This window comes from Paenarthrobacter sp. NPDC089714, from assembly GCF_044748905.1.
Taxonomy (GTDB): Bacteria; Actinomycetota; Actinomycetes; order Actinomycetales; family Micrococcaceae; genus Arthrobacter.
The window spans coordinates 334,504-354,482 of sequence record NZ_JBIVGX010000002.1 but is presented as its reverse complement, the minus strand read 5'-3'; the positions used below and the strand labels follow the sequence as shown (position 1 = coordinate 354,482).

Below are 19,979 nucleotides of genomic sequence, written 5' to 3'. Positions count from 1 at the left end.
GCTACGCTCCCGCCTGGTTGGTGTCGGCCGGGGCGGACAGGGCCACCGTCCGTTTCTCGATCCGTTTCTCCGCCGCCGGCGCGAGGACCACGCGTTGGACGAAGATACCGGGGGTGTGGATGTGCTCCGGGTCAAGTTCCCCCGGTTCCACGAGCTCTTCCACCTCAGCGATGGTGGTCCGCGCGGCCATGGCACAGAGCGGATTGAAGTTCATGGCCGCCGCGTGGAACACCAGGTTTCCATGGCGGTCTCCTTTCCAGGCGTGGACCAGCCCGAAATCGGGAGTCAGCGATTCCTCCAGCACGTAGTCGGCGTCGTTGAAGGCGCGCACCTCCTTCGGTGCCGAGGCCACCGCGACGTTGCCCTCGGCGTCGTACTTTTGCGGAAGGCCACCCTCGGAAACCTGGGTTCCCACACCGGCCTTGGTGTAGAATGCCGGGATGCCCGCGCCGCCGGCCCGAAGCTTCTCGGCGAGCGTGCCCTGTGGGGTGAGCACCACTTCCAGTTCACCGGCGAGGTACTGGCGGGCGAATTCCTTGTTCTCGCCCACATAGGAGCTGATGGTCCGGCGGATGCGGCCATCTTTGAGGAGGATGCCAAGGCCCCAATCGTCCACGCCGCAGTTGTTGCTCACGGTTTCCAGTTCCGTGGTTCCTTGCTGGTGGAGCGCGTCTATCAGCGCGACGGGAATCCCGCACAAGCCGAAACCACCGACGGCGAGCGAGGCACCGTCCGGGATGTCCTTCACCGCTTCCGCGGCGCTGGCAACAACCTTGTCAATCATCGTTGATCCTTCCCCTGCGGTTACAGACCCAGCTCGCGGGCGATGAGCATCAACTGGACTTCCGTAGTGCCCTCACCGACTTCAAGGATCTTGGAGTCGCGGTAGTGGCGCGCCACGGTGAACTCGTTGATGAAGCCATAGCCGCCGAACACCTGGGTGGCGTCCCGCGCGTTGTCCATGGCTGCCTCGCCTGCGACCATCTTAGCGATGGCCGCTTCGGTCTTGAACGGCCTGCCCGCCAGCATCCTGGCCGCGGCGTCGTAGTAGGCCAGGCGTGCCGTGTGGGCCCTGGCCTGCATGCGTGCGATCTTGAACTGGATGGCCTGGTACTTGGCGATGTTCTGCCCGAAAGCACTGCGTTCCTTGGCGTACTTGACGGAAAGGTCCACGCAGCCCTGGGCCGCGCCCGTGGCCAGGGCGGCAATGGCGATGCGGCCCTCGTCCAGGATGGACAGGAAGTTGGCGTAGCCGCGGCCGCGCTGGCCCAGGAGATTGGCTTCGGGCACTCGCACATTGTCCAGGGTCAGCGGATGGGTATCCGAGGCGTTCCAGCCCACCTTGTTGTAGGGCTTTTCGGCCTTGAAGCCGGGCGTTTCAGTGGGGACGAGAAGGGTGGAGATTTCCTTTTTGACGCTGCCGTCCGGACGTTCTTCCTTGCCGGTCACAGCCGTGACGGTGACCAGCGTGGTGATGTCAGTCCCGGAGTTGGTGATGAACTCCTTGTTGCCGTTGATCACCCACTCGCCGTTCTCCACGTGGGCGTGGGTCTTTGTGCCGCCGGCATCTGAACCCGCTTCCCGCTCCGTCAGTCCGAAGCCTGCGAGCGCGCTGCCGGAAGCAAGCTGGGGCAGCCATTCCCGCTTCTGCTCCTCGGTCCCAAAGCGGTGAACCGGCATGGCACCCAGCGAAACGCCGGCTTCCAGGGTGATGGCCACGGACTGGTCCACCCGGCCCAATTGTTCCAGGGCCAGGGCCAGGGCGAAGTAGTCCCCGCCCATGCCGCCGTACTCCTCGGGGAAGGGCAGGCCAAACAGGCCCATCTCCCCCATCTGCTTCACGATCGCGTAGGGGAAGCTGTGTTCTTCGTCGTGCTTGGCGGAGACGGGGGCCACCACTTCGTCGGCGAACTCCCGGACGGAATCGCTGAGGTCCTGGTACTCCTCGGAGAGGTCAAAAGTGCTCATGGCTGGACTTCCTTGTCTGTGGCGGCCGCCGGATCTTCGGCGGGTGCTGCACTGTGGATGGTTGCGAGGACCTGGTCTGCTTTGACCTGGTCGCCGGTTGTGGTGGTCAGGTGGACCGTTCCGGACACGGATGCCACCAGTTGGTGTTCCATTTTCATGGCTTCGACGGCGAGCAGCACTTGTCCTTCCTGCACCGGGTCGCCGTCTGCAACGGAGACGGAAACCACGGTTCCGGGCATCGGCGAGCGCACCTCCGGATCGGCGGTGCCTTCTTCACGCTGGATTCCGGCCAGCATCCGCCGCAGCCTCTCGGCCCGTCCCAGTACCTCAAGGCGGCAGGACCAGCCGTCGTTGCCGAGGTAGAGGGCACCATACGCGGAGCCGAGGGCGAAGGTAACCTCGACGCCGTCGATCTCCAGCTCCAGCCGGTCTGCACTGTGGTCACGCACGGTCACCGGCGTGGCGGCGCGCCCGACGCCAGCACCGCCGTCGACCCTGACACTCAGCTGCCCCTGCTCCTCGGTGACCCAAGCGGTGGCGGTTGCCCCGCCTGGCAGGCCGAACGTGGTGCTCCATGCGGCGGGGGCACCCAGGCGCCACGAGTCCGGGCTGGCCCAGGCGCGTCCGGCCTGCAAGGAACCGGACCGCTCCAGCCAGCGGGCCACCCCGGCGGCCGTCAGCTCGTCGGCACCAACGTGCCGAAAAACCATGCCCGGCAGCTTGCGCTCGATCAGCCCCGTGTCCAGGTGCCCTCCACGGACCTGCGGATCGTTGATCAACAAGCGCAGATATTCCACATTGGTGTCAACGCCGAGGAGTGTGTATCCGGCCAGGGCGGCGTCGAGCGCGTCCAAGGCTTCCGCGCGGTCCGGACCCCAGGCGATCACCTTGGCGAGCATGGGATCGTAGTCACCGGTGATTTCGAGTCCGGTCCGCATGGCCGAGTCGATCCGGACCCCCGGGTCCTTGCCGCCCTCGTCCAGCAACTCCACCCGCCCCATGGAGGGCATGAAGTTCCGCTCGGGCACCTCCGCGTAGACGCGCGCCTCCACTGCGTGGCCGTCAAGCACGACGTCGGGCTGCGTCACCGTGAGGGGCTCGCCGGCGGCGATCCGCACTTGCCATTCAACGAGGTCGATACCCGTCACCATCTCCGTGACCGGGTGTTCCACCTGGAGCCGCGTGTTCATCTCCATGAAGAAGAACTCATCCGGGTGCTCGTCGGAGACCAGGAACTCCACGGTGCCGGCGCCGCTGTAATTGACTGACCGGGCCGCATTGCAGGCTGCTTCCCCGATCTTGTCCCGCAGCGCTGCCCCATCCGGAAGCGAATCGAACAGTGCCGAGGGAGCTTCCTCGATCACCTTCTGGTGCCGGCGCTGGAGCGAGCATTCCCGCTCGCCGAGGTGGATGACGTTGCCATGGTTATCGGCCAGGACCTGGACTTCGATGTGGCGGGGTGCGCTGACCAGGCGTTCCAGGAACAACGTGTCGTCCCCGAAGGCGGAGGCTGCCACGCGGCGGGCCGTTCCAAGGACCGAGGGAAGGTCCTCCGGCCGCTCAACCACATGCATGCCTTTGCCGCCGCCACCCGCGGAGGGCTTGATCAGGAGGGGAAAGCCGACGCCGGGAGCGGCGTCGATGAGGTCCTGGTCTGTGAGGCCCGGCCGCGCGATGCCCGGCGTGCACGGGACACCGAAGCCCATCACGTGGTTCTTGGACCGGATCTTGTCCCCCATGACCTCGAGCGCCTCGACACCGGGGCCAATGAAAGTAAGGCCCGCGGCGCCCAGGGCCTTGGCGAAGTCCACGTTCTCGGACAGGAAGCCATAGCCGGGATGCACGGCTTCCGCGCCGGTCCGGCGGCAGGCGTCGATGATGGCGTCGATCTTCAGGTAGCTCTCGGACGGGGACGTGCCGCCGATGGCCACGGCGGTGTCCGCGAGCGCAACGTGCTTGGCGTGCCTGTCCGCATCGGAGTACACGGCCACCGAACGAATTCCCATCTCCTTCAGGGTTCGGATTACCCGGCAGGCGATCTCGCCGCGGTTTGCGACGAGGACGGTGGTGAAGGGTGCGGTGCCGGCCCTGGTCAGGGGTTTTGCGGCGGGTGCTGGCAGTGTCATGGTCACATCCTGAAGAGGCCGAAAGAGGTCTCGGGCAATTGCTGGCGGGACACCACGTCCAAGGCCATGCCCAGGACCCGGCGGGTGTCCGCGGGATCGATGATGCCGTCATCCCAGAGCCGGGCCGTGGAGTAGTAGGGACTTCCCTGGTCCTCGTATTGCTGTTTGATGGGCGCTTTGAAGGCCTCTTCCTCCTCGGCGGACCATTCCTCGCCGCGGGCCTCGTACTGTTCGCGCTTAACGGTGGCAAGGACGCTGGAAGCCTGGTTGCCGCCCATCACCGAAATCCGCGCGGCCGGCCACATCCACAGGAACCTTGGGGAGTAGGCGCGCCCGCACATCGAATAGTTCCCTGCCCCGAAGCTTCCGCCGATCACCACGGTCAATTTGGGCACCCGGGCGGTGGCAACCGCGGTGACCATCTTGGCCCCGTTCTTGGCGATGCCACCCTGTTCGTAGTCCTTGCCCACCATGAATCCGGAGAGGTTCTGCAGGAAGATCAAGGGAATGCCGCGCTGGTCGCACAGCTCGATGAAGTGGGCCCCTTTCAGGGACGATTCGCTGAACAGCACCCCGTTGTTGGCCACGATCCCCACGGGATGACCATGCAGATGGGCGAAGCCGGTGACCAGGGTGGTGCCGTAGTCCTTCTTGAACTCGTGGAATTCCGAACCGTCAACGAGCCTGGCAATCACCTCGCGGACGTCGTACTGGGCGTTGACGTCCGTGGGAACCACGCCGTAGATTCCGGACGGTTCGACGACGGGCGGCAGGACGACGTCGAGCACGTCCCAGACCGGAGAGGCCGGCTTGGGCAACGTGGCCACAATGTCGCGGACGATTTCCAGTGCGTGCTGGTCGTTCTCGGCCAGGTGGTCCGCCACACCGGAAATTCTGGCGTGGACCTCGCCGCCGCCGAGTTCTTCTGCGGTGACGATTTCACCGATGGCCGCCTTCACCAAGGGCGGGCCACCCAGGAAGATGGTGCCTTGGTTGCGCACGATGACCGTCTCATCGCTCATCGCCGGCACGTAGGCTCCGCCTGCGGTGCACGAGCCCATCACCGAGGCTATCTGCGGAATCTTGGCGGCGGACATTCTGGCTTGGTTGTAGAAGATCCGCCCGAAGTGTTCCTTGTCCGGGAAGACCTCGTCCTGTTTCGGCAGGAACGCTCCCCCGGAATCCACGAGGTAAATGCACGGGAGCTTGTTTTCCAGGGCGATTTCCTGCGCCCTGAGGTGCTTCTTGACGGTCATCGGATAGTAAGTCCCGCCTTTGACCGTGGCGTCGTTGGAAATCACCAGGACGTGGCGTCCGTGGACCAGCCCGATCCCGGCGATGACTCCGGCGCCGGGGGAATCGTCGTTGTACATGCCGTTCGCGGCCAGGGGTGCGATTTCCAGGAACGGGCTGCCCTCGTCCAGCAGGTAGTCGATGCGCTCGCGCGGAAGGAGCTTGCCGCGGGCGACGTGCCGTTCCCTCGACTTTTCCGGTCCGCCAAGGGCTGTCTTTGCGAGCCGCTCCTTCAAGTCCTTCACGAGCGCCGTTTGCGCTTCCTGGTTGGCGTCAAAGGAGCCTGTTGGGGCACCTGCCGTGCTGGCAATTGTCTGCATCGACCACTGATCCATTCCCGGCCCGCTTTCTGAGGTGCGGACCATTTCGGTTAGTGCCACGTAACTGAAATTTAGGTTAGTCTGTATTAACTGTGATGTCCAGCACAGCCCGCCGGGGCAGCCGGCGCCGAGGAGGAAAACGTGGTTGGAATGCCCCCTGCCGAGGTGGACGGCACCCGTGCCGCCACCACGCAGCGAAGCCAGGCCAAGGAAGAACGGCGCCTGGCGTTGCTCTCAGCAGCGGCCAGCCTCTTCGCCGAGAACGGATTCAGCAGGGTCTCGCTCGAAGACCTCGGGGCTGCCGCCGGGGTCAGCGGCCCAGCGGTGTACCGGCACTTTCCGGGCAAGCAGGCGGTGCTGGCGGAATTGTTGCTCAGTGTCAGCCGCAACTTGGTGAGCGGTGGGCAGAAAGTCATTGCCGAGGCCGATGACCGTTCCTCGGCATTGCGGGGGCTGATCGCGTTCCACGTCGACTTCGCGCTGAAGAATCCCGAGGTGATCCGCGTCCAGGACCGGGACTTCGGAAGCCTGGGCGAATCCGACCAGGCGGAGGTCAGGTCCCTCCAGCGCTCCTACGTGGAAATGTGGGTCAAAGTCCTGGGGCAGCTCCATGCCGGCGTAGACACCGCAGACCTCCGCGTCCGTGCACACGCCGCCTTCGGCTTGATCAACTCCACCCCGCACTCTGTCCGCCAGCACGGCCGGAAGATCGCAGCCAGGACCGCCCGGCCAATCCTTGAGCAGATGGCGTTCGCTGCGCTGATGGCTGGGGAGCGCTATGATCCAAGGTTGTCCACATAGGCCAGAGTCGGCCTGCTGCTGGCCTCAGCCGACTGAAAGACTTAAGGCATGGACGGAGCTCAACTGCTACAGGCGACAGACACAGAACGGTCGTCGCCTGCCCCTGAGTACGCTCGCGTCCTGACAGCAGGGGTTGAGTCACTTCACGGCCCAGAAGCAGCCCCCACCACCGCGCAGCTCCTGACCGATATTGGCATGCTGCAGATTGCCGCGGACAGCAAAATCATGGTCGATCAGTTGCGGGTTCTTGAGGACATGAAGTCGGCGATCTCAGCCTTGCAAGCCAAGATCGCCGTGGCGTTCGACCTGGCCCAGCGGCAAGAACAAGCCGACGCCGGGGTCCCCGCCAGCGAGCAGGGCCGCGGCGTGGCCACCCAAGTGGCCCTGGCCCGCCGCGAATCACCCAACAAAGGCTCCCGCCTCCTGGGCCTGGCCAAAGCACTCGTCACCGAAATGCCCCACACCCTCACAGCCCTCGAAACAGGACAACTCAACGAATGGCGCGCCACCCTCCTCGTGAAGGAAACCGCCTGCCTCTCCGCCGAAGACCGCTGCGCCGTCGACGACGAACTCGCCCCGGACACCGGCACCTTCGACGGCGCCGGGGACAAAACCATCATCGCCGCCGCCAAAGCCGCCGCCTACCGCCGCGACCCACGCTCAATCACCCAACGCGCAGCCCACGCCACCACCGAACGGCACGTCAGCCTCCGCCCCGCCCCCGACACCATGACCTACCTCACCGCGCTCCTGCCCGTAGCCCAAGGAGTCGCCGTCTACAAAGCACTCACCAACGCAGCCAGCACCGCACGCTCCGACGGCGACACCCGCACACGCGGCCAAATCATGGCCGACACCCTCACCGAATGCATCACCGGCAGGCGCCAAGGATTCTCCGGCATCGACCTGCAACTGGTCATCACCGACCGCACCCTCCTCCAAAGCGACTCCGAACCAGCACGCCTGGACGGATACGGCACCGTCCCCGCCGAATGGGCCAGAAACCTCCTCACCCCAGACCAACCAGACACCGACCACAGCCCCAGCAAAGACACCAGCACCAGCAACGCCGAGCTCAACATCTGGCTCCGCCGCCTCTACACCGCACCAACCACCGGCGAACTCCTCGCCATGGACTCACGAGCCCGCTTCTTCCCAGCAGGCCTGCGCCGCTTCATCCAAACCCGCGACAACCTCTGCCGCACCCCCTACTGCGACGCCCCCATCCGCCACCACGACCACATCATCCCCTGGTCACAAGGCGGCAAAACCACCCTCACCAACGCAGCCGGACTCTGCGAACACTGCAACCACACCAAAGAAAACCCCGGCTGGAGCACCAAGCCCGAACCAGGCAACAGACACCAACTGACAGTCACCACACCCACCGGCCACCACTACTCCTCAACCGCTCCCCCACTGCCCGGGAGTGCAGCCAGGAGCCAAAGGCACCACCCAAGCCTTGCCAACGCCTGAGCAGTCCACCCGCGCCTGTGCTCAGCACGTGCTATCTTTCCTAGGACTCACAGGGCCACTCTCAGGGGCTGTCACAGGGTCCGTGTCCACCTAGGCTGAAGTGCAGCGGTTTGAAACGTCACACGTCGGTCCAGGAAGAGAGCTCATCATGAAGATTGCCGTTACGGGTGGAAGTGGAAAGCTGGGCAGGAGCGTGGTCCGCCGGCTGAGGCAGGATGGCCAAACTGTCTTCAACCTGGACCAGGTGGGTCAGCGCAGCCAAGGCTTCGTCACCGTGGACCTCCGGAACTACGGACAAGTAGCCGACGTCATCCACGGATTGGACGACCGGCACAACGGACTCGACGCCGTGGTGCACCTGGCGGCCATCCCGGCGCCTGGCCTGGCGCCCGATGCAGCCACGTTCGAGAACAATATGCTGTCCACCTACAACGTCTTCCAAGCCGCACGCCGGGCGGGGATCAAGAAGCTCGTCTACGCCTCAAGCGAGACCGTGCTCGGTCTGCCGTTCGATACACCGCCGCCGTACATCCCGGTGGACGAGGAGTACCCGGCGCGACCTGAGAGCACGTATTCCCTCGTGAAGCACCTCGAGGAACAAATGGCCATCCAGCTGACCCGCTGGGACCCCGATGTCAGCATCACGGCACTGCGCTTTTCCAACGTCATGGATCCAGAGGACTACGAGGCCTTCCCCTCCTTCGACCAGGACGCCAACCGCCGGAAGTGGAACCTCTGGGGCTACATTGACGCCCGCGACGGCGCGCAGGCCGTTGCCCGGGCCTTGGAGACCGCCGCTCCGGGCTTCGAAGCGTTCATCATCGCGGCCGCGGACACGGTGATGAGCCGAAGCAGCGCCGAACTTGCCGCCGAAGTGTTCCCCGGGGTCGACGTGGTCAAGGACCTGGGACGGCACGAAACCATGCTGTCCATCGACAAGGCGCGGCGGCACCTGGGGTTCGAGCCCGAGCACAGTTGGCGGGACGTGCATTCCAACCGAACCACTCCCACGGAAGACTGAATTCGCCGGGACAGCAGAACGCGCCGGCCCACCCCTTCGCCGCGGTTTCCTGCGGGTACTCGTCAAGGGGCGGGGCGGCGCAGCCTTCGGCTAGACCATGGTCATGACCATGGCCGGGTCCGTGAGGATGGCGCCAAGATCTGACAGGAACCGGGACCCCTGCTCACCGTCCACCAGGCGGTGGTCGAAGGACAGGCTGAGGGACATGACCTGACGGACGGCCAGTTCGTCGTTGACCACCCACGGAGCTTTCCTGACCGCACCCAAGGCCACTATTGCCGCTTCTCCGGGATTCAGGATGGGCGTGCCCGCGTCGATCCCGAAAACACCGATGTTGGTGATGGAGATGGTGCCACCGGAGAGCTCGGCGGGCGCCGTCTTTCCGGCACGGGCGGTAGCCGTCAGCTCGGAGAGTTCCGTGGCGAGCCCGTGAAGTGAAAGCCCGTGCGCATCCTTGATGTTGGGCACGGTCAGCCCCCTGGGCGTCGCCGCGGCGATGCCCAGGTTGACGTAGTTGAACTGGACAATCTCCTGCCGCTCCTCATCCCAGCGGGAGTTCAGCGTGGGGTTGTTCCGCAGCGCGATCAACACAGCCTTGGCCGCGATGGTGAGCGGCGTCAGCTTTACGCCCTCGAAGGCCTTGCTGCCTTTGAGCCGTGCCAGCAGATCCATGGTGGCCGTGACGTCGACGGTGAGGAACTCTGTGACATGCGGTGCACTGAAGGCGCTCTGGACCATGGCCGCTGCGGTGAATTTACGAACGCCTTTGATGGGGGTACGCGTTTCACGTTCACGCTCCGACGCAGAAGGCACGACGTCCGTCGCCGTGTCGTCGTGCCTGGCACCTGAGAACGACTGCACGTCTTCGCGCGTGATCAAGCCGCCGGGTCCAGTGCCGCGGACGTTCGCCAAGTCGATCCCGAGGTCACGCGCGAGCTTGCGGACCGGCGGGGTGGAGCGCGGCCGCTCCCCTGTTCCGCTGTCGGCGGCCGTTTCATGCTCGACGGCGGGAAGCACCGCAGCGGGAGGCACCGCAGCGGGAGGCGCGGCGGCGGGAGGCACCGCAGCGGGTGCCACTGCGTCCGTGCGGACCGTCCCACGGGCTCGTCGCACGGGTCGTCCGGAATGCTCGACGACGGCGCCGTACCCCACCAGGTTCGGCTCGCGTTTGGCGGGGGTTGCCGGAGCTTCATCAGTTTGACTGGCGGCACCGCCGTTGGGGGCGGCACCGTTGGAGGAACCGGCGCTTTCGGAAGAACGGGCATCTTCCACTTCGAAGGAGACAATCGGCTTGCCGACCTCCACCACCGTTCCTGGCTGCTCATGCAGCGCTGCCACGACGCCCGCGAACGGCGAAGGCAGTTCAACCACGGCCTTGGCCGTTTCCACCTCGGCGATGACCTGGTTCAGCGCCACGGTGTCGCCCACGGCGACCTTCCAGCTGAGGATTTCCGACTCAGTCAGTCCTTCGCCAAGGTCCGGCAGCCTGAATTCCTTAATCATGGTGGCGGTCATCCTTCCAGTCCACTCAGCGAGTTGGGGCGCCCCAGCGCGCGGTCCACGCCATCAAGGATCCGGTCCAGGTCCGGCAGGTGGTGCATCTCCACCTTCGAGTACGGGTACGGAACATCGAAGCCGGTGATCCGGACCGGCGCGGCCTCGAGGTAGTTGAAGCAGCGTTCGGTGATGCTCGCGGCAATCTCCGCGCCGAGTCCGCCGGACTGCCCGGCTTCATGCGTAATGACCAGGCGGCCTGTCTTGCGGACTGAGGCTTCCACCACCGGGTAATCCACGGGAGCCAAGGACCGCAGGTCGATGACTTCCACGGAAGTTCCTTCATCGGCCGCAGCCTGCGCAGCGTCCTTGGCAGTCTTCACCAGCGGTCCGTAGGCAACCAGGGTGACGTCCGTACCGGCGTTGACCACCGCGGCCTTGTCCAGGGGCACCGCCGTGGACAGGTCCAGGCCCTCGTCCACATCACCCTTGTCGTGGTAACGGCGCTTGGGCTCGAAATACAGCACGGGATCATCGGAAGCAATGGCCTGCTGGATCATGGTGTAGGCGTCCTGCGGGTTGGACACTGCCACCACGCGCAGCCCGGAAGTATGCGTGAAGTAGGCCTCCGGCGATTCCGAGTGGTGCTCCGGCGAACCGATCCCGCCGCCGAACGGAACACGGATGGTAATGGGCATTTTCACCCGGCCCTGCGTCCGGTAATGCATTTTGGCCACCTGGCTGACGATCTGGTCGAAGGCCGGGTAGATAAAGCCGTCGAACTGGATCTCGCAGACCGGGCGGTAGCCGCGGTAGGCCAAACCGACGGCCGTGCCGATAATGCCCGACTCAGCCAGCGGGGAATCGATCACGCGGTGCTTGCCGAAGTCTTTCTGCAGGCCATCGGTGACGCGGAAGACGCCGCCGAGGGTGCCGATGTCCTCACCAATGAGCACCACTTTGGGATCGTTCTCGAGGGATTTGCGGAGGCCTGCGTTGATGGCCCGGGCGAAAGTGAGCTTGGACATCAGAGGGCACCTTCCTCGACTGTTTCGTTGAAGCTGTTCAAGTAGCGCGAATAGTGGTCCTTCTGCCGTTCAATCCACGGGTTCGGGGTGCTGTAGACGTGGTTGAAGACGTCCAGGGGTTCCGGGTCCGGCATGGTGGTGCAGCTGGAGCGGAGTTCGGCACCCACGGCATCGGCCTTGGTCTTGACCTGGGCTTCAAGTTCCCCGGTGAGCAGTCCCTTGGCCTCCAGCAGTTTCCGGAGGCGCAGGATGGGATCCTTCGCGGCCCAGTCTTCAAGCTCATTGGCATCCCGGTAACGGGTGGGATCATCGGCCGTAGTGTGGGGGCCCATCCGGTAGGTCACGGCCTCGATGAACGTCGGTCCGCCGCCCTTGCGGGCCCGGTCCAGCGCTATGCGGGTTGCAGCCATGACCGCCAGGACGTCATTGCCATCTACGCGCATGCTGGGAATGCCGAATCCGGTGGGCCGGTCCGCAAGCTGGATGTGGGACTGGAGCCGGACGGGTTCCGAGATGGCCCAGTGGTTGTTCTGGCAGAAGAACACCACGGGCGCCTGGAAGCTGGCGGCAAAGACCATGGCCTCGTTCACGTCGCCCTCGCTGGTTGCTCCATCTCCGAAGTAGGCAAGGACCGCAGTGCTGGCACCGTCAAGCTGGACGCCCATGGCGTAACCGGTGGCGTGCAGGCTTTGCGAACCGATGATGATCTGCGGGGTGGCCATGTTGATGCGCTGCGGATCCCAGCTGTACAAGGCATTGCCACGCCAGACTTTGGCGATTTCGGAGAGATGGGCGCCGCGGATGTAGGCCACTCCGCTCTCCCGGTAGCTGGGGAAGACAAAATCGTCGTCGCGCAGGGAACGGCTGGAGCCGATCTGTGCGGCCTCCTGTCCCAGGAGCGGCGGCCACAGGGCCAGTTCGCCCTGGCGCTGGAGTGCGGTTGCCTCAGTGTCGATGCGCCGGATGACGGTCATGTCCTCGTAAAGAGCACAGAGTTGCTCGTCGCCGATGTCCTTGATCCACAGATCGAACTCCGGATGGCTGATCCGCTCACCGTCGGGCGATATCAACTGCAGCAGATTGCCGCCAGTCCGCAGTGGATGATGTGCACTTTGTTCCGGGTCCGGAGTGGCTTGGTCCACTCCCTTTCCCGCCTTATCCGTCAACACAGGTGATCGCGACCTTCCGGCTCGTGTTCGTCGGCCCTTGCCGGACTTGTGATCCAGCCGCAGACCGGCCCCCTGGCACCTTCGCCCCGGGATATTTGTGACCCTACTCACAACAGGCATCGGGTACAACTACCCACGCCGTCACTGAGCATCCTGCACTGTTTGGAGCGTGCCACCCGTGCTAATCTTGCGCATTATGCAACCCTTGGATGGCACTGACACCCGGCTGCTTTCAGCGATGGCCAAGGATCCCAGAGGGACCGTAGTGGCATTGGCTCAGAGGCTCGGGCTTTCCCGGAATACCGTCCAGGCGCGCATGGCCCAGTTGGAAAAGAAGCACGCCTTCCTGTCCTTCGAGCGACGCATCAATCCCGTGGCCCTGGGTTATCCGCTGACGGCGTTCATCAGCGTCCACGTCCAACAGCAAAAGCTCGCCAGCCTGGCGCGGGAACTGGCCGACATCCCCGAAATCCTGGAGGGGCACGGCTTGACCGGATCCGCGGACCTGCTCCTGCGCGTCGTTGCCCTGGACGCCGAGGACCTCTACCGGATCAACGGCAAGATCCTGGCCTGCGACGGAGTTGAGCGGACGGACACCGCCTTGGCCATGCGCGAAATGATTCCGTACCGCGTGCAGCCGCTTCTGGGCAGGCGTTCCGAGGCCTGAGCCATACCAGGGTCCTCTTGCCCGGGAACGCAAGCATGCTGTTTGATTCAGAGGGACGCGTGGGGCCGCCCAAAGGTCCCGAACAGGTGGTGGCGCGGCCGCAGGCTGCTGAAAGGGGCACCGTAGTGAGCAACCCGCAAGAACCGAACGGGCGCGAGGACATCCCGCGCAATCCCAACCAACCCGGGCAATATCCACCGCCACCCGTGCCACCGGCACCCGGCAACGGCCCGCAGGCGGGCGACCCCAACCAGGCTGGACCGCCACAGTACCCCGGACAGCCCGCAGCGCCGCCGCAGTGGCAACAGCCGCCGTCGTACGCCGGTTCCCCAGCCGGCAACCCGCCCTACGGCGGACCCCAAAACACCAACCCCGGTACCCAGAACCCCTATCCACAAGGCCAGTACGCGCCGGGACAGTACCCGCCCAACCAATACCCCTACGGCCAGCAGCCCACGCAACCGGCAAAAAAGCGGAAGGTCCTGTGGATTGTGCTCGGCATTGTTGCGGGCGTGATCGTCCTGGCCGTGGTGGGCGTGCTGGTGCTGGTGAACCTGGTGGGCAACGCAACGTCGAAGGCACGCTCGCTGGCGGATGAGTTCACCAACCTGGTGGTCGCAGGAGATACGGAGCGGGCCTACGACGACTACCTGCAGCAGGAGCTCAAGGACCAGCTGGACAAAGAGTCGTTTGTTGATGGCATCGCGGGCCTGGAACTGGACAGTTCCTGCAAGCCCAATTACAGCTCCGTCAACGTCAACAACACCAACGGCAAGAACACGGCGGACATCTCGGGCACGCTGCAATGCGATGGCAAGAGCATCGACCTCCGGTACGTCTTCGAGGGCACCAACGACCTCAAGATGAGCAGCATCCGGCTCCGCCCCTAACCCACCGTCACAAAAAATTTACGAAGAACCACCCATCCACCTGGGCGCATGGTCCGAACAACCCGTGAAAGCTCCACCCGGAGCTTCGCGACAAAGCCGGGAACAACCGGCTACCACCGAAAGGTTCGGACCATGCGTACTTCGCCCAATCGCTTGATCGCCACCATCTTCGGAGCCGTTTACCTCCTGGTAGGCGTGCTCGGTTTCTTCGTCACATCAGGAACCGGGTTCTTTGCCACCGAAGGTGCAACCCTGATCATCTTCGCCGTGAACCCCCTCCACAACGTGATCCACCTGGCCATCGGAGCCGCCCTGCTCTACGCAGGACTCAACAGCGTTACGTTGTCCAAAACCGTTAACACCACCGTGGGCGGCGTCTATCTCCTGGTCGGCATCCTGGGCCTGTTCCTCGTGGGCAGTTCCCTGAACATCATCGCCCTGAACGGCGCAGACAACGTGCTGCACCTGGCCAGCGCCGTGGTCCTCCTTGGCGTAGCGCTCTCCCAGGACAAGGTCACCGCCGCCTCGGCCCGCGCCTGATCCACGTGCTGCATCCCCACACCACCCGCCAGGACCAGGAACGCGAGGAAACCAGCATGGCAGGACAGGACCATCCGACGCTCAAGGCCGCAACGCTGCTGTTCGTCTACTTCGCGGCCATGGCTGCCGGAATGGTTGACCTGTCCCTGTCTGCCGGCTATCTCGCCTCCTCCGGGGCCGGTCCCCTGATCGGAGGCGTTGCCGCCCTGATGGCCGGACTGGCGTTCCTGGCGTGGTCGTTGTGGGGGTTGCACCGCAACTCGCTCGTCGTTCCACAGCTGGTCCTCCCAGCCCTGGTTGCAGCGGCAGCCATCCACGTCGCCGTGCTGGCAGCGGGCCTCTTGGCTCCCTCCCGCTCCCTGGACATCAGCCACCTGGCGGCCTTGGGGGTAACCCTCATGGCACTGGCCGGCGCGGGCTGGCTGCGGCGGCACCCCAAGACCAACGGCGGCGGCACCCACGGCCAGCCAAGGACCGGGCGGCTTCTGGCAGCCGCGTTCGGAGCCGCCGTCGTTGTTGCCTCAGTAGCGACTCCGGGACTGGCCGCCTCGATGGCCGGCCAGCACGCCGTCCCCCACGGAGAACACGGCCAGGCTCCGACGGAGGGCGTGAACCCGGCGCTCAACCCAGGCCACCACCACTAGGGTGGGAAGGCCCGAGGAGGCTCACCATCAACCGTGCCCTGTTGATGGTGAGCCTCCTTCGTGGAGGATAGAGCCATGGATCCCGTTGAGGCGCTCGATGAAATCTCCTTCTGGCTGGAACGCAGCCTGGCTCCCACTTTCAAAGTCCAGGCCTTCCGAAAAGCCGCCGACGTCGTGCGGCACCTTCCGCCCGGTGAGTTGCCCCGGTTGGTGGTGGCCAACCGGCTGACGAGCCTCAAAGGCGTAGGCAACCGCAGCGCCGAGGTGATCGGCCAGGCCCTGGAGGGTGGTGTTCCCGATTATCTGGAGGACCTCCGGGAGCGCGGCGCCCAGCCGCTCGCGGCCACCGGCCACCACCTAACATCCTCCCTCCGCGGCGACCTGCACAGCCATAGCAATTGGTCGGACGGCGGATCACCGATCGAAACCATGGTGGCGGCTGCCCGTACCCTTGGCCGGGAGTACCAGGCCCTCACGGACCACTCCCCCAACCTGACCATCGCCAACGGCCTCAGTGCCGAGCGGCTCGATGAACAATTGGGAATCGTGGACGGCATCAACGCAGGCCAGGACGGCTTCCGGCTCCTCAAGGGCATCGAAGTGGACATCCTGGAAGACGGCACCCTGGACCAGACGCCGGAAATGCTGGACCGGCTGGACGTGGTTGTTGCCAGCGTCCATTCCAAGCTGCGCTCCGATCACCAGACGATGACCAGAAGAATGCTCGGCGGCATTTCGGATCCGCACACCAACGTCCTGGGACACTGCACCGGCAGGCTGGTCCAAGGTTCGCGGGGCACCCGGCCGGAGTCCGAGTTCGACGCGGCGAAAGTGTTCAAGGAATGCGCGGAGTGGGGCGTGGCTGTGGAGATCAACTCACGGCCGGAGCGGCAGGACCCGCCCGAGCGGCTCATCAAGATGGCCCTCGACGCCGGCTGCCTCTTCAGCATTGACAGCGACGCCCACGCCCCGGGCCAACTGGATTTCCTCCAGTACGGCGCTGAGCGTGCGGAAGCCGCGGGCGTCCCCCCGGAGCGCATCGTCACTACCTGGCCGCTGCAGCAGTTGCAGGAATGGCTGGCCCTGAAAAAGTAGGCCACGCGAAAGAGCCCCCGCCGCCGGCACAGCGGCAGGGGCTCCCGTTCGTGGACGGCTTAGTGGTTTACCGCCTTCTCGGCGCCGACGCCGGTCAGCGAGCGCACTTCCATTTCGGCCTGCTTGGCCGCATCCTCCTTGCGTTTGTCCAGCACGGTTCCCAGCCAGCCCAGGAAGAAGGCCAACGGGATGGACACGATGCCCGGGTTGCTCAGCGGGAAGAACGCGAAGTTGGCTCCTTGGATCATGGAGGTTTTGGCACCAGAAACAACGGGCGAGAAAGTGATCAGCAGGATTGCTGCGGCAAGGCCTCCGTACATGCTCCAGACCGCGCCCTGGGTGGTGAACCTCCGCCAGAACAGCGAGTAGATGATGGTTGGCAGGTTGGCTGAAGCGGCGACGGCGAAGGCGAGCGCAACGAGGAACGCAACGTTCTGGCCGTTGGCGAAGATGCCTCCAAGAATGGCCAGGATGCCGATCACCACCACGGTCCGGCGGGCCACCTTGACCTCGGTGGTGGCGTCCGCCTTGCCCTTGGAGATGACATTCGCGTAGATGTCATGGGCGAAGGATGCCGCCGCGGTGATTGTCAGGCCGGCCACCACTGCCAGGATCGTGGCGAAGGCGACGGCGGAAATGAAGCCCAGGAGCAGCGGTCCGCCCAGATGGAAGGCCAGCAAAGGAGCTGCCGAGTTGACGCCGCCGGGGGCCGACTTGATGGTTTCGGCCCCTACCAGTGCGGCAGCACCGTAGCCGAGCACCAGGGTGAAGAGGTAGAAGAGTCCGATCAGCCAGATGGACCACACCACGGACTTGCGTGCCTCCTTGGCCGTGGGAACGGTGTAGAAGCGCATCAGGACGTGCGGCAGTGCGGCGGTCCCGAGGACCAGGGCCATGCCCAGGGACATGAAGTCCAGTTTGGACGTCTCGGTCTTGCCGTACTGCAGGCCCGGGTTGAGGACTGCGGGGTTGTTGGCGGTTTCGGCTGCGGAGCCGAGGAGGCTGGAAAGGTTGAACCCGTAGATCGCCAGGACCCAGGCCGTCATGACGGCTGCGCCGGCGATGAGCAGGATGGCTTTGATGATCTGCACCCACGTGGTGCCTTTCATGCCGCCGATCAGGACGTACATGATCATGAGGGCGCCGACGACGATGATCACCAAGGCTTGTCCACCCCAGTCGCTGATGCCCAGGAGGAGCGAAATGAGGCTTCCGGCGCCGGCCATCTGGGCCAGCAGGTAGAAGAAGCAGACGGCGAGGGTGGACAGGGCGGCGGCGATGCGGACCGGGCGTTGCCGCAGGCGGAAGGAAAGGACGTCCGCCATGGTGAACTTGCCGGTGTTCCGGAGCAGTTCGGCCACCAGCAGCAGCGCAACGAGCCACGCCACGAGGAAGCCGATGGAGTAGAGGAAGCCGTCGTAGCCATTGATGGCGATGGCGCCGGTAATGCCCAGGAAGGACGCCGCGGACAGGTAGTCGCCGGCGATCGCCGTTCCGTTTTGCGATCCCGTGAAGGACCGTCCTGCTGCGTAATAGTCGGCAGCGGTCTTGTTGTTCCGGCTCGCCCGGAAGACGATCACCATGGTGACCGCGACGAAGAGGGCAAAGATGCCCATGTTCAGGAGCGTCGAGTCTTTCAGGGCAGAAACCTCCACTGCGGGGACCATGGTGTTCACTGGGCTCCTCCGCGGGTCATGGTGCCGGACTTGTCGAACTCATGCCCTTCGATTTCATTGCGGATCTCGGCGGCGATGGGGTCCAGCTTCCGGTTGGAGTAGCTCACGTACCATGCGGTGATGCCGAACGTGGTGACGAATTGGAGCAGGCCCAGGATCAGGCCGACGTTGATGTTGCCCCAGACCTTGATGGACATGAAGCCCACCGCATAGTCGGCCAGCAGGACGTAGGCGTAATACCACAGCAGGAACGCTGCCGCCATGGGGAAGACGAAGCTCCTGTGCCGTTTCCTCAGTGTCTTGAACCGTTCCGTTTGCTGGACTTCCTGGAAGTCCACGGACGCCGCTGCGTCCTGGGGTTGGGCTTCGTTACCCATGGGTTCCTCCTGGTTGTGGTGTGTCCACATCGGCATCGTCTGCGTTACCAGCTCCCGCACGCCAATGTGACTTCACTCACTATCGAACGCCGTCCGAGGCTGGTTCCAGCACCCAGGACCAAGCCGTCGCTCAACGGTCCCGCTGCTGCGCCGAACGGCGGGAGACAGGACGCCGGCGTCGTCCTTTGGCCTGATTGGCTACGCTAGGCTCCATGCCCGATTCCCCGCTCTTCACCGCGGCCGCACTTGCCATGATCGTGCTGGCCGTCGCCGTGGTGGTGGGCGTTGGCCTGAAGGTGGTGCGCTCCTTCCGGGACCTGGGAACCGATGCCGAGCGCGCCACGTACAACACCCTCCATGCAGCATCGCGGGCAGGACAGCACCTCCGCGGCGGATTGACGGAAACGGGGGCCGCCAAGGCCAGCAAACAGTTGCGGACCCTCCTGGCCTGTGATGCGCTGGCCATCACGGACACCGGGTCGGTGCTGGCGTGGGACGGGGTGGCCGAGGACCTGAAGCCCCTCCTGATGGGCCTTGCTTCCGGCGTCCTCACGAGCGGGCGAACCGCGGTTGTCCCGCACTCAGCGAACACCCCGGGAGGCTACAGCGCCGTCATAGCTCCGATTCGTACCGGTTCCCGGGTGGTTGGCTCCGTCGCGGCGCTGGCACCATCGGCAGGCGCGGGGCTGGTCCGGGCCACCAGCGAGGTGGCGGACTGGATCGGCACGCAACTGGAGTTGGCCGAACTGGAATCCTCCCGGACCCTGCTCATGGAGGCAGAGGTCCGTGCCTTGCGTGCCCAGATTAGTCCCCACTTCATCTACAACTCGCTGAACGCCATCGCGTCCTTCATCAACACCGATCCCGCCCGCGCCCGGGAACTCGTGGTGGAGTTCGCCGACTTCACCCGCTACTCGTTCCGACGCCACGGAGACTTCACCACGGTGGCCGAGGAGCTGCGGTGCATCGATCGCTACCTGCTCCTGGAGCGGGCACGCTTCGGTGAACGGGTCCAGGTCAGCTTGCGGGTGGCCCCCGAAGTCCTGAGCACTGTCATACCGTTCCTCAGCCTGCAGCCCCTCGTGGAGAACGCCGTCCGGCACGGCCTCGAGGCCAAGGAAGGACCGGGCCACATCATCATTTGCGCCAACGATTCGGGGGCTTTCGCCGAGGTCACCATCGAGGACGACGGCGTGGGGATGGATCCGGAGCACTTGCGGTCCGTCCTCGCCGGGCACATTGACGGGGACCATGTGGGACTCCGGAACGTCGATGCCCGGCTCCGGCAGGTCTATGGCGACCAGCACGGTTTGGTGATCGAAACCGCCCCCGGCGAGGGCACGCTGATCACCATGCGGGTGCCCAAGTCCCAGCCGGGCCATGACGCGTGAGGC

Annotated in this window: 18 protein-coding genes; 9 read left to right on the top strand and 9 right to left on the bottom strand. The window is 64.9% G+C overall.

Annotated features, from left to right (window positions below; genetic code table 11):
- Position 1: 1 nt before the first annotated feature.
- Genes ACIPY3_RS06040 through ACIPY3_RS06025 form a run of 4 tightly spaced genes read right to left on the bottom strand, consistent with a single transcriptional unit; the run spans position 2 to position 5,707 of the window.
- Positions 2-784 carry a CoA transferase subunit A gene (locus ACIPY3_RS06040; protein WP_400331354.1) on the bottom strand — a complete coding sequence of 261 codons (783 nt, stop codon included), beginning with the start codon at positions 782-784 and terminating at the stop codon, positions 2-4.
- Positions 785-804: 20 nt separating this feature from the next.
- Complete coding sequence (locus ACIPY3_RS06035; protein ID WP_400331352.1) at positions 805-1,968, bottom strand: acyl-CoA dehydrogenase family protein; 1,164 nt, start codon at positions 1,966-1,968, stop codon at positions 805-807.
- A complete protein-coding gene (locus ACIPY3_RS06030; protein WP_400331349.1) occupies positions 1,965-4,094 on the bottom strand; it encodes an acetyl/propionyl/methylcrotonyl-CoA carboxylase subunit alpha in 2,130 nt (709 codons plus the stop codon). The genes ACIPY3_RS06035 and ACIPY3_RS06030 overlap by 4 nt, the downstream gene beginning before the upstream one ends.
- A 2-nt stretch (positions 4,095-4,096) precedes the next feature.
- Entirely contained in the window at positions 4,097-5,707 is a 1,611-nt protein-coding gene (locus ACIPY3_RS06025) for a carboxyl transferase domain-containing protein (protein ID WP_400331347.1), read from the bottom strand.
- A gap of 150 nt (positions 5,708-5,857) precedes the next feature.
- Here ACIPY3_RS06025 and ACIPY3_RS06020 point away from each other — a divergent pair, with 150 nt between their 5' ends.
- The 3 genes from ACIPY3_RS06020 to ACIPY3_RS06010 all read left to right on the top strand — a co-directional run bounded on the left by ACIPY3_RS06020 (position 5,858) and on the right by ACIPY3_RS06010 (position 9,005).
- Complete coding sequence (locus tag ACIPY3_RS06020; protein ID WP_400331650.1) at positions 5,858-6,508, top strand: TetR/AcrR family transcriptional regulator; 651 nt, start codon at positions 5,858-5,860, stop codon at positions 6,506-6,508.
- 195 nt (positions 6,509-6,703) lie between these two features.
- Complete coding sequence (locus ACIPY3_RS06015; protein WP_400331647.1) at positions 6,704-7,984, top strand: HNH endonuclease; 1,281 nt, start codon at positions 6,704-6,706, stop codon at positions 7,982-7,984.
- A gap of 148 nt (positions 7,985-8,132) precedes the next feature.
- Positions 8,133-9,005 carry an NAD-dependent epimerase/dehydratase family protein gene (locus tag ACIPY3_RS06010; RefSeq protein ID WP_400331344.1) on the top strand — a complete coding sequence of 291 codons (873 nt, stop codon included), beginning with the start codon at positions 8,133-8,135 and terminating at the stop codon, positions 9,003-9,005.
- A 90-nt stretch (positions 9,006-9,095) separates the two neighbouring features.
- Here ACIPY3_RS06010 and ACIPY3_RS06005 read toward each other — a convergent pair whose 3' ends face one another.
- Genes ACIPY3_RS06005 through pdhA form a run of 3 tightly spaced genes read right to left on the bottom strand, consistent with a single transcriptional unit; the run spans position 9,096 to position 12,696 of the window.
- The gene (locus ACIPY3_RS06005; protein WP_400331341.1) at positions 9,096-10,520 is read right to left on the bottom strand and encodes a dihydrolipoamide acetyltransferase family protein; all 1,425 of its coding nucleotides are present in this window, start codon (positions 10,518-10,520) and stop codon (positions 9,096-9,098) included.
- Complete coding sequence (locus tag ACIPY3_RS06000; RefSeq protein ID WP_400331338.1) at positions 10,517-11,527, bottom strand: alpha-ketoacid dehydrogenase subunit beta; 1,011 nt, start codon at positions 11,525-11,527, stop codon at positions 10,517-10,519. The genes ACIPY3_RS06005 and ACIPY3_RS06000 overlap by 4 nt, the downstream gene beginning before the upstream one ends.
- Positions 11,527-12,696, bottom strand: coding sequence for a pyruvate dehydrogenase (acetyl-transferring) E1 component subunit alpha (pdhA, locus tag ACIPY3_RS05995; protein WP_400331335.1), 1,170 nt, complete (start codon positions 12,694-12,696; stop codon positions 11,527-11,529). The genes ACIPY3_RS06000 and pdhA overlap by 1 nt, the downstream gene beginning before the upstream one ends.
- Before the next feature lie 196 nt (positions 12,697-12,892).
- On the opposite strand from pdhA, the gene ACIPY3_RS05990 reads away from it, so the two are divergent.
- From ACIPY3_RS05990 to ACIPY3_RS05970, 5 genes are all read left to right on the top strand, one after another.
- The gene (locus ACIPY3_RS05990; protein ID WP_397323932.1) at positions 12,893-13,363 is read left to right on the top strand and encodes an Lrp/AsnC family transcriptional regulator; all 471 of its coding nucleotides are present in this window, start codon (positions 12,893-12,895) and stop codon (positions 13,361-13,363) included.
- Positions 13,364-13,488: 125 nt separating this feature from the next.
- A complete protein-coding gene (locus tag ACIPY3_RS05985; RefSeq protein ID WP_400331332.1) occupies positions 13,489-14,253 on the top strand; it encodes a hypothetical protein in 765 nt (254 codons plus the stop codon).
- 132 nt (positions 14,254-14,385) lie between these two features.
- A complete protein-coding gene (locus ACIPY3_RS05980) occupies positions 14,386-14,793 on the top strand; it encodes a DUF4383 domain-containing protein (protein WP_400331329.1) in 408 nt (135 codons plus the stop codon).
- A 5-nt stretch (positions 14,794-14,798) separates the two neighbouring features.
- Positions 14,799-15,437 (top strand): hypothetical protein, encoded by a 639-nt coding sequence (locus ACIPY3_RS05975; protein WP_400331326.1) that lies wholly within the window; start codon positions 14,799-14,801, stop codon positions 15,435-15,437.
- Between the two features lie 75 nt (positions 15,438-15,512).
- Positions 15,513-16,532: a PHP domain-containing protein gene (locus tag ACIPY3_RS05970; RefSeq protein ID WP_400331323.1), complete on the top strand. Its 1,020-nt coding sequence runs from the start codon at positions 15,513-15,515 to the stop codon at positions 16,530-16,532.
- Between the two features lie 59 nt (positions 16,533-16,591).
- On the opposite strand, the gene ACIPY3_RS05965 is transcribed toward ACIPY3_RS05970, so the two are convergent.
- The gene (locus ACIPY3_RS05965) at positions 16,592-18,199 is read right to left on the bottom strand and encodes a cation acetate symporter (protein ID WP_400331644.1); all 1,608 of its coding nucleotides are present in this window, start codon (positions 18,197-18,199) and stop codon (positions 16,592-16,594) included.
- A gap of 5 nt (positions 18,200-18,204) precedes the next feature.
- The gene (locus ACIPY3_RS05960) at positions 18,205-18,585 is read right to left on the bottom strand and encodes a DUF485 domain-containing protein (RefSeq protein ID WP_400331320.1); all 381 of its coding nucleotides are present in this window, start codon (positions 18,583-18,585) and stop codon (positions 18,205-18,207) included.
- Between the two features lie 212 nt (positions 18,586-18,797).
- On the opposite strand from ACIPY3_RS05960, the gene ACIPY3_RS05955 reads away from it, so the two are divergent.
- Positions 18,798-19,976 carry a sensor histidine kinase gene (locus ACIPY3_RS05955; protein WP_400331317.1) on the top strand — a complete coding sequence of 393 codons (1,179 nt, stop codon included), beginning with the start codon at positions 18,798-18,800 and terminating at the stop codon, positions 19,974-19,976.
- Positions 19,977-19,979: the final 3 nt, after the last annotated feature.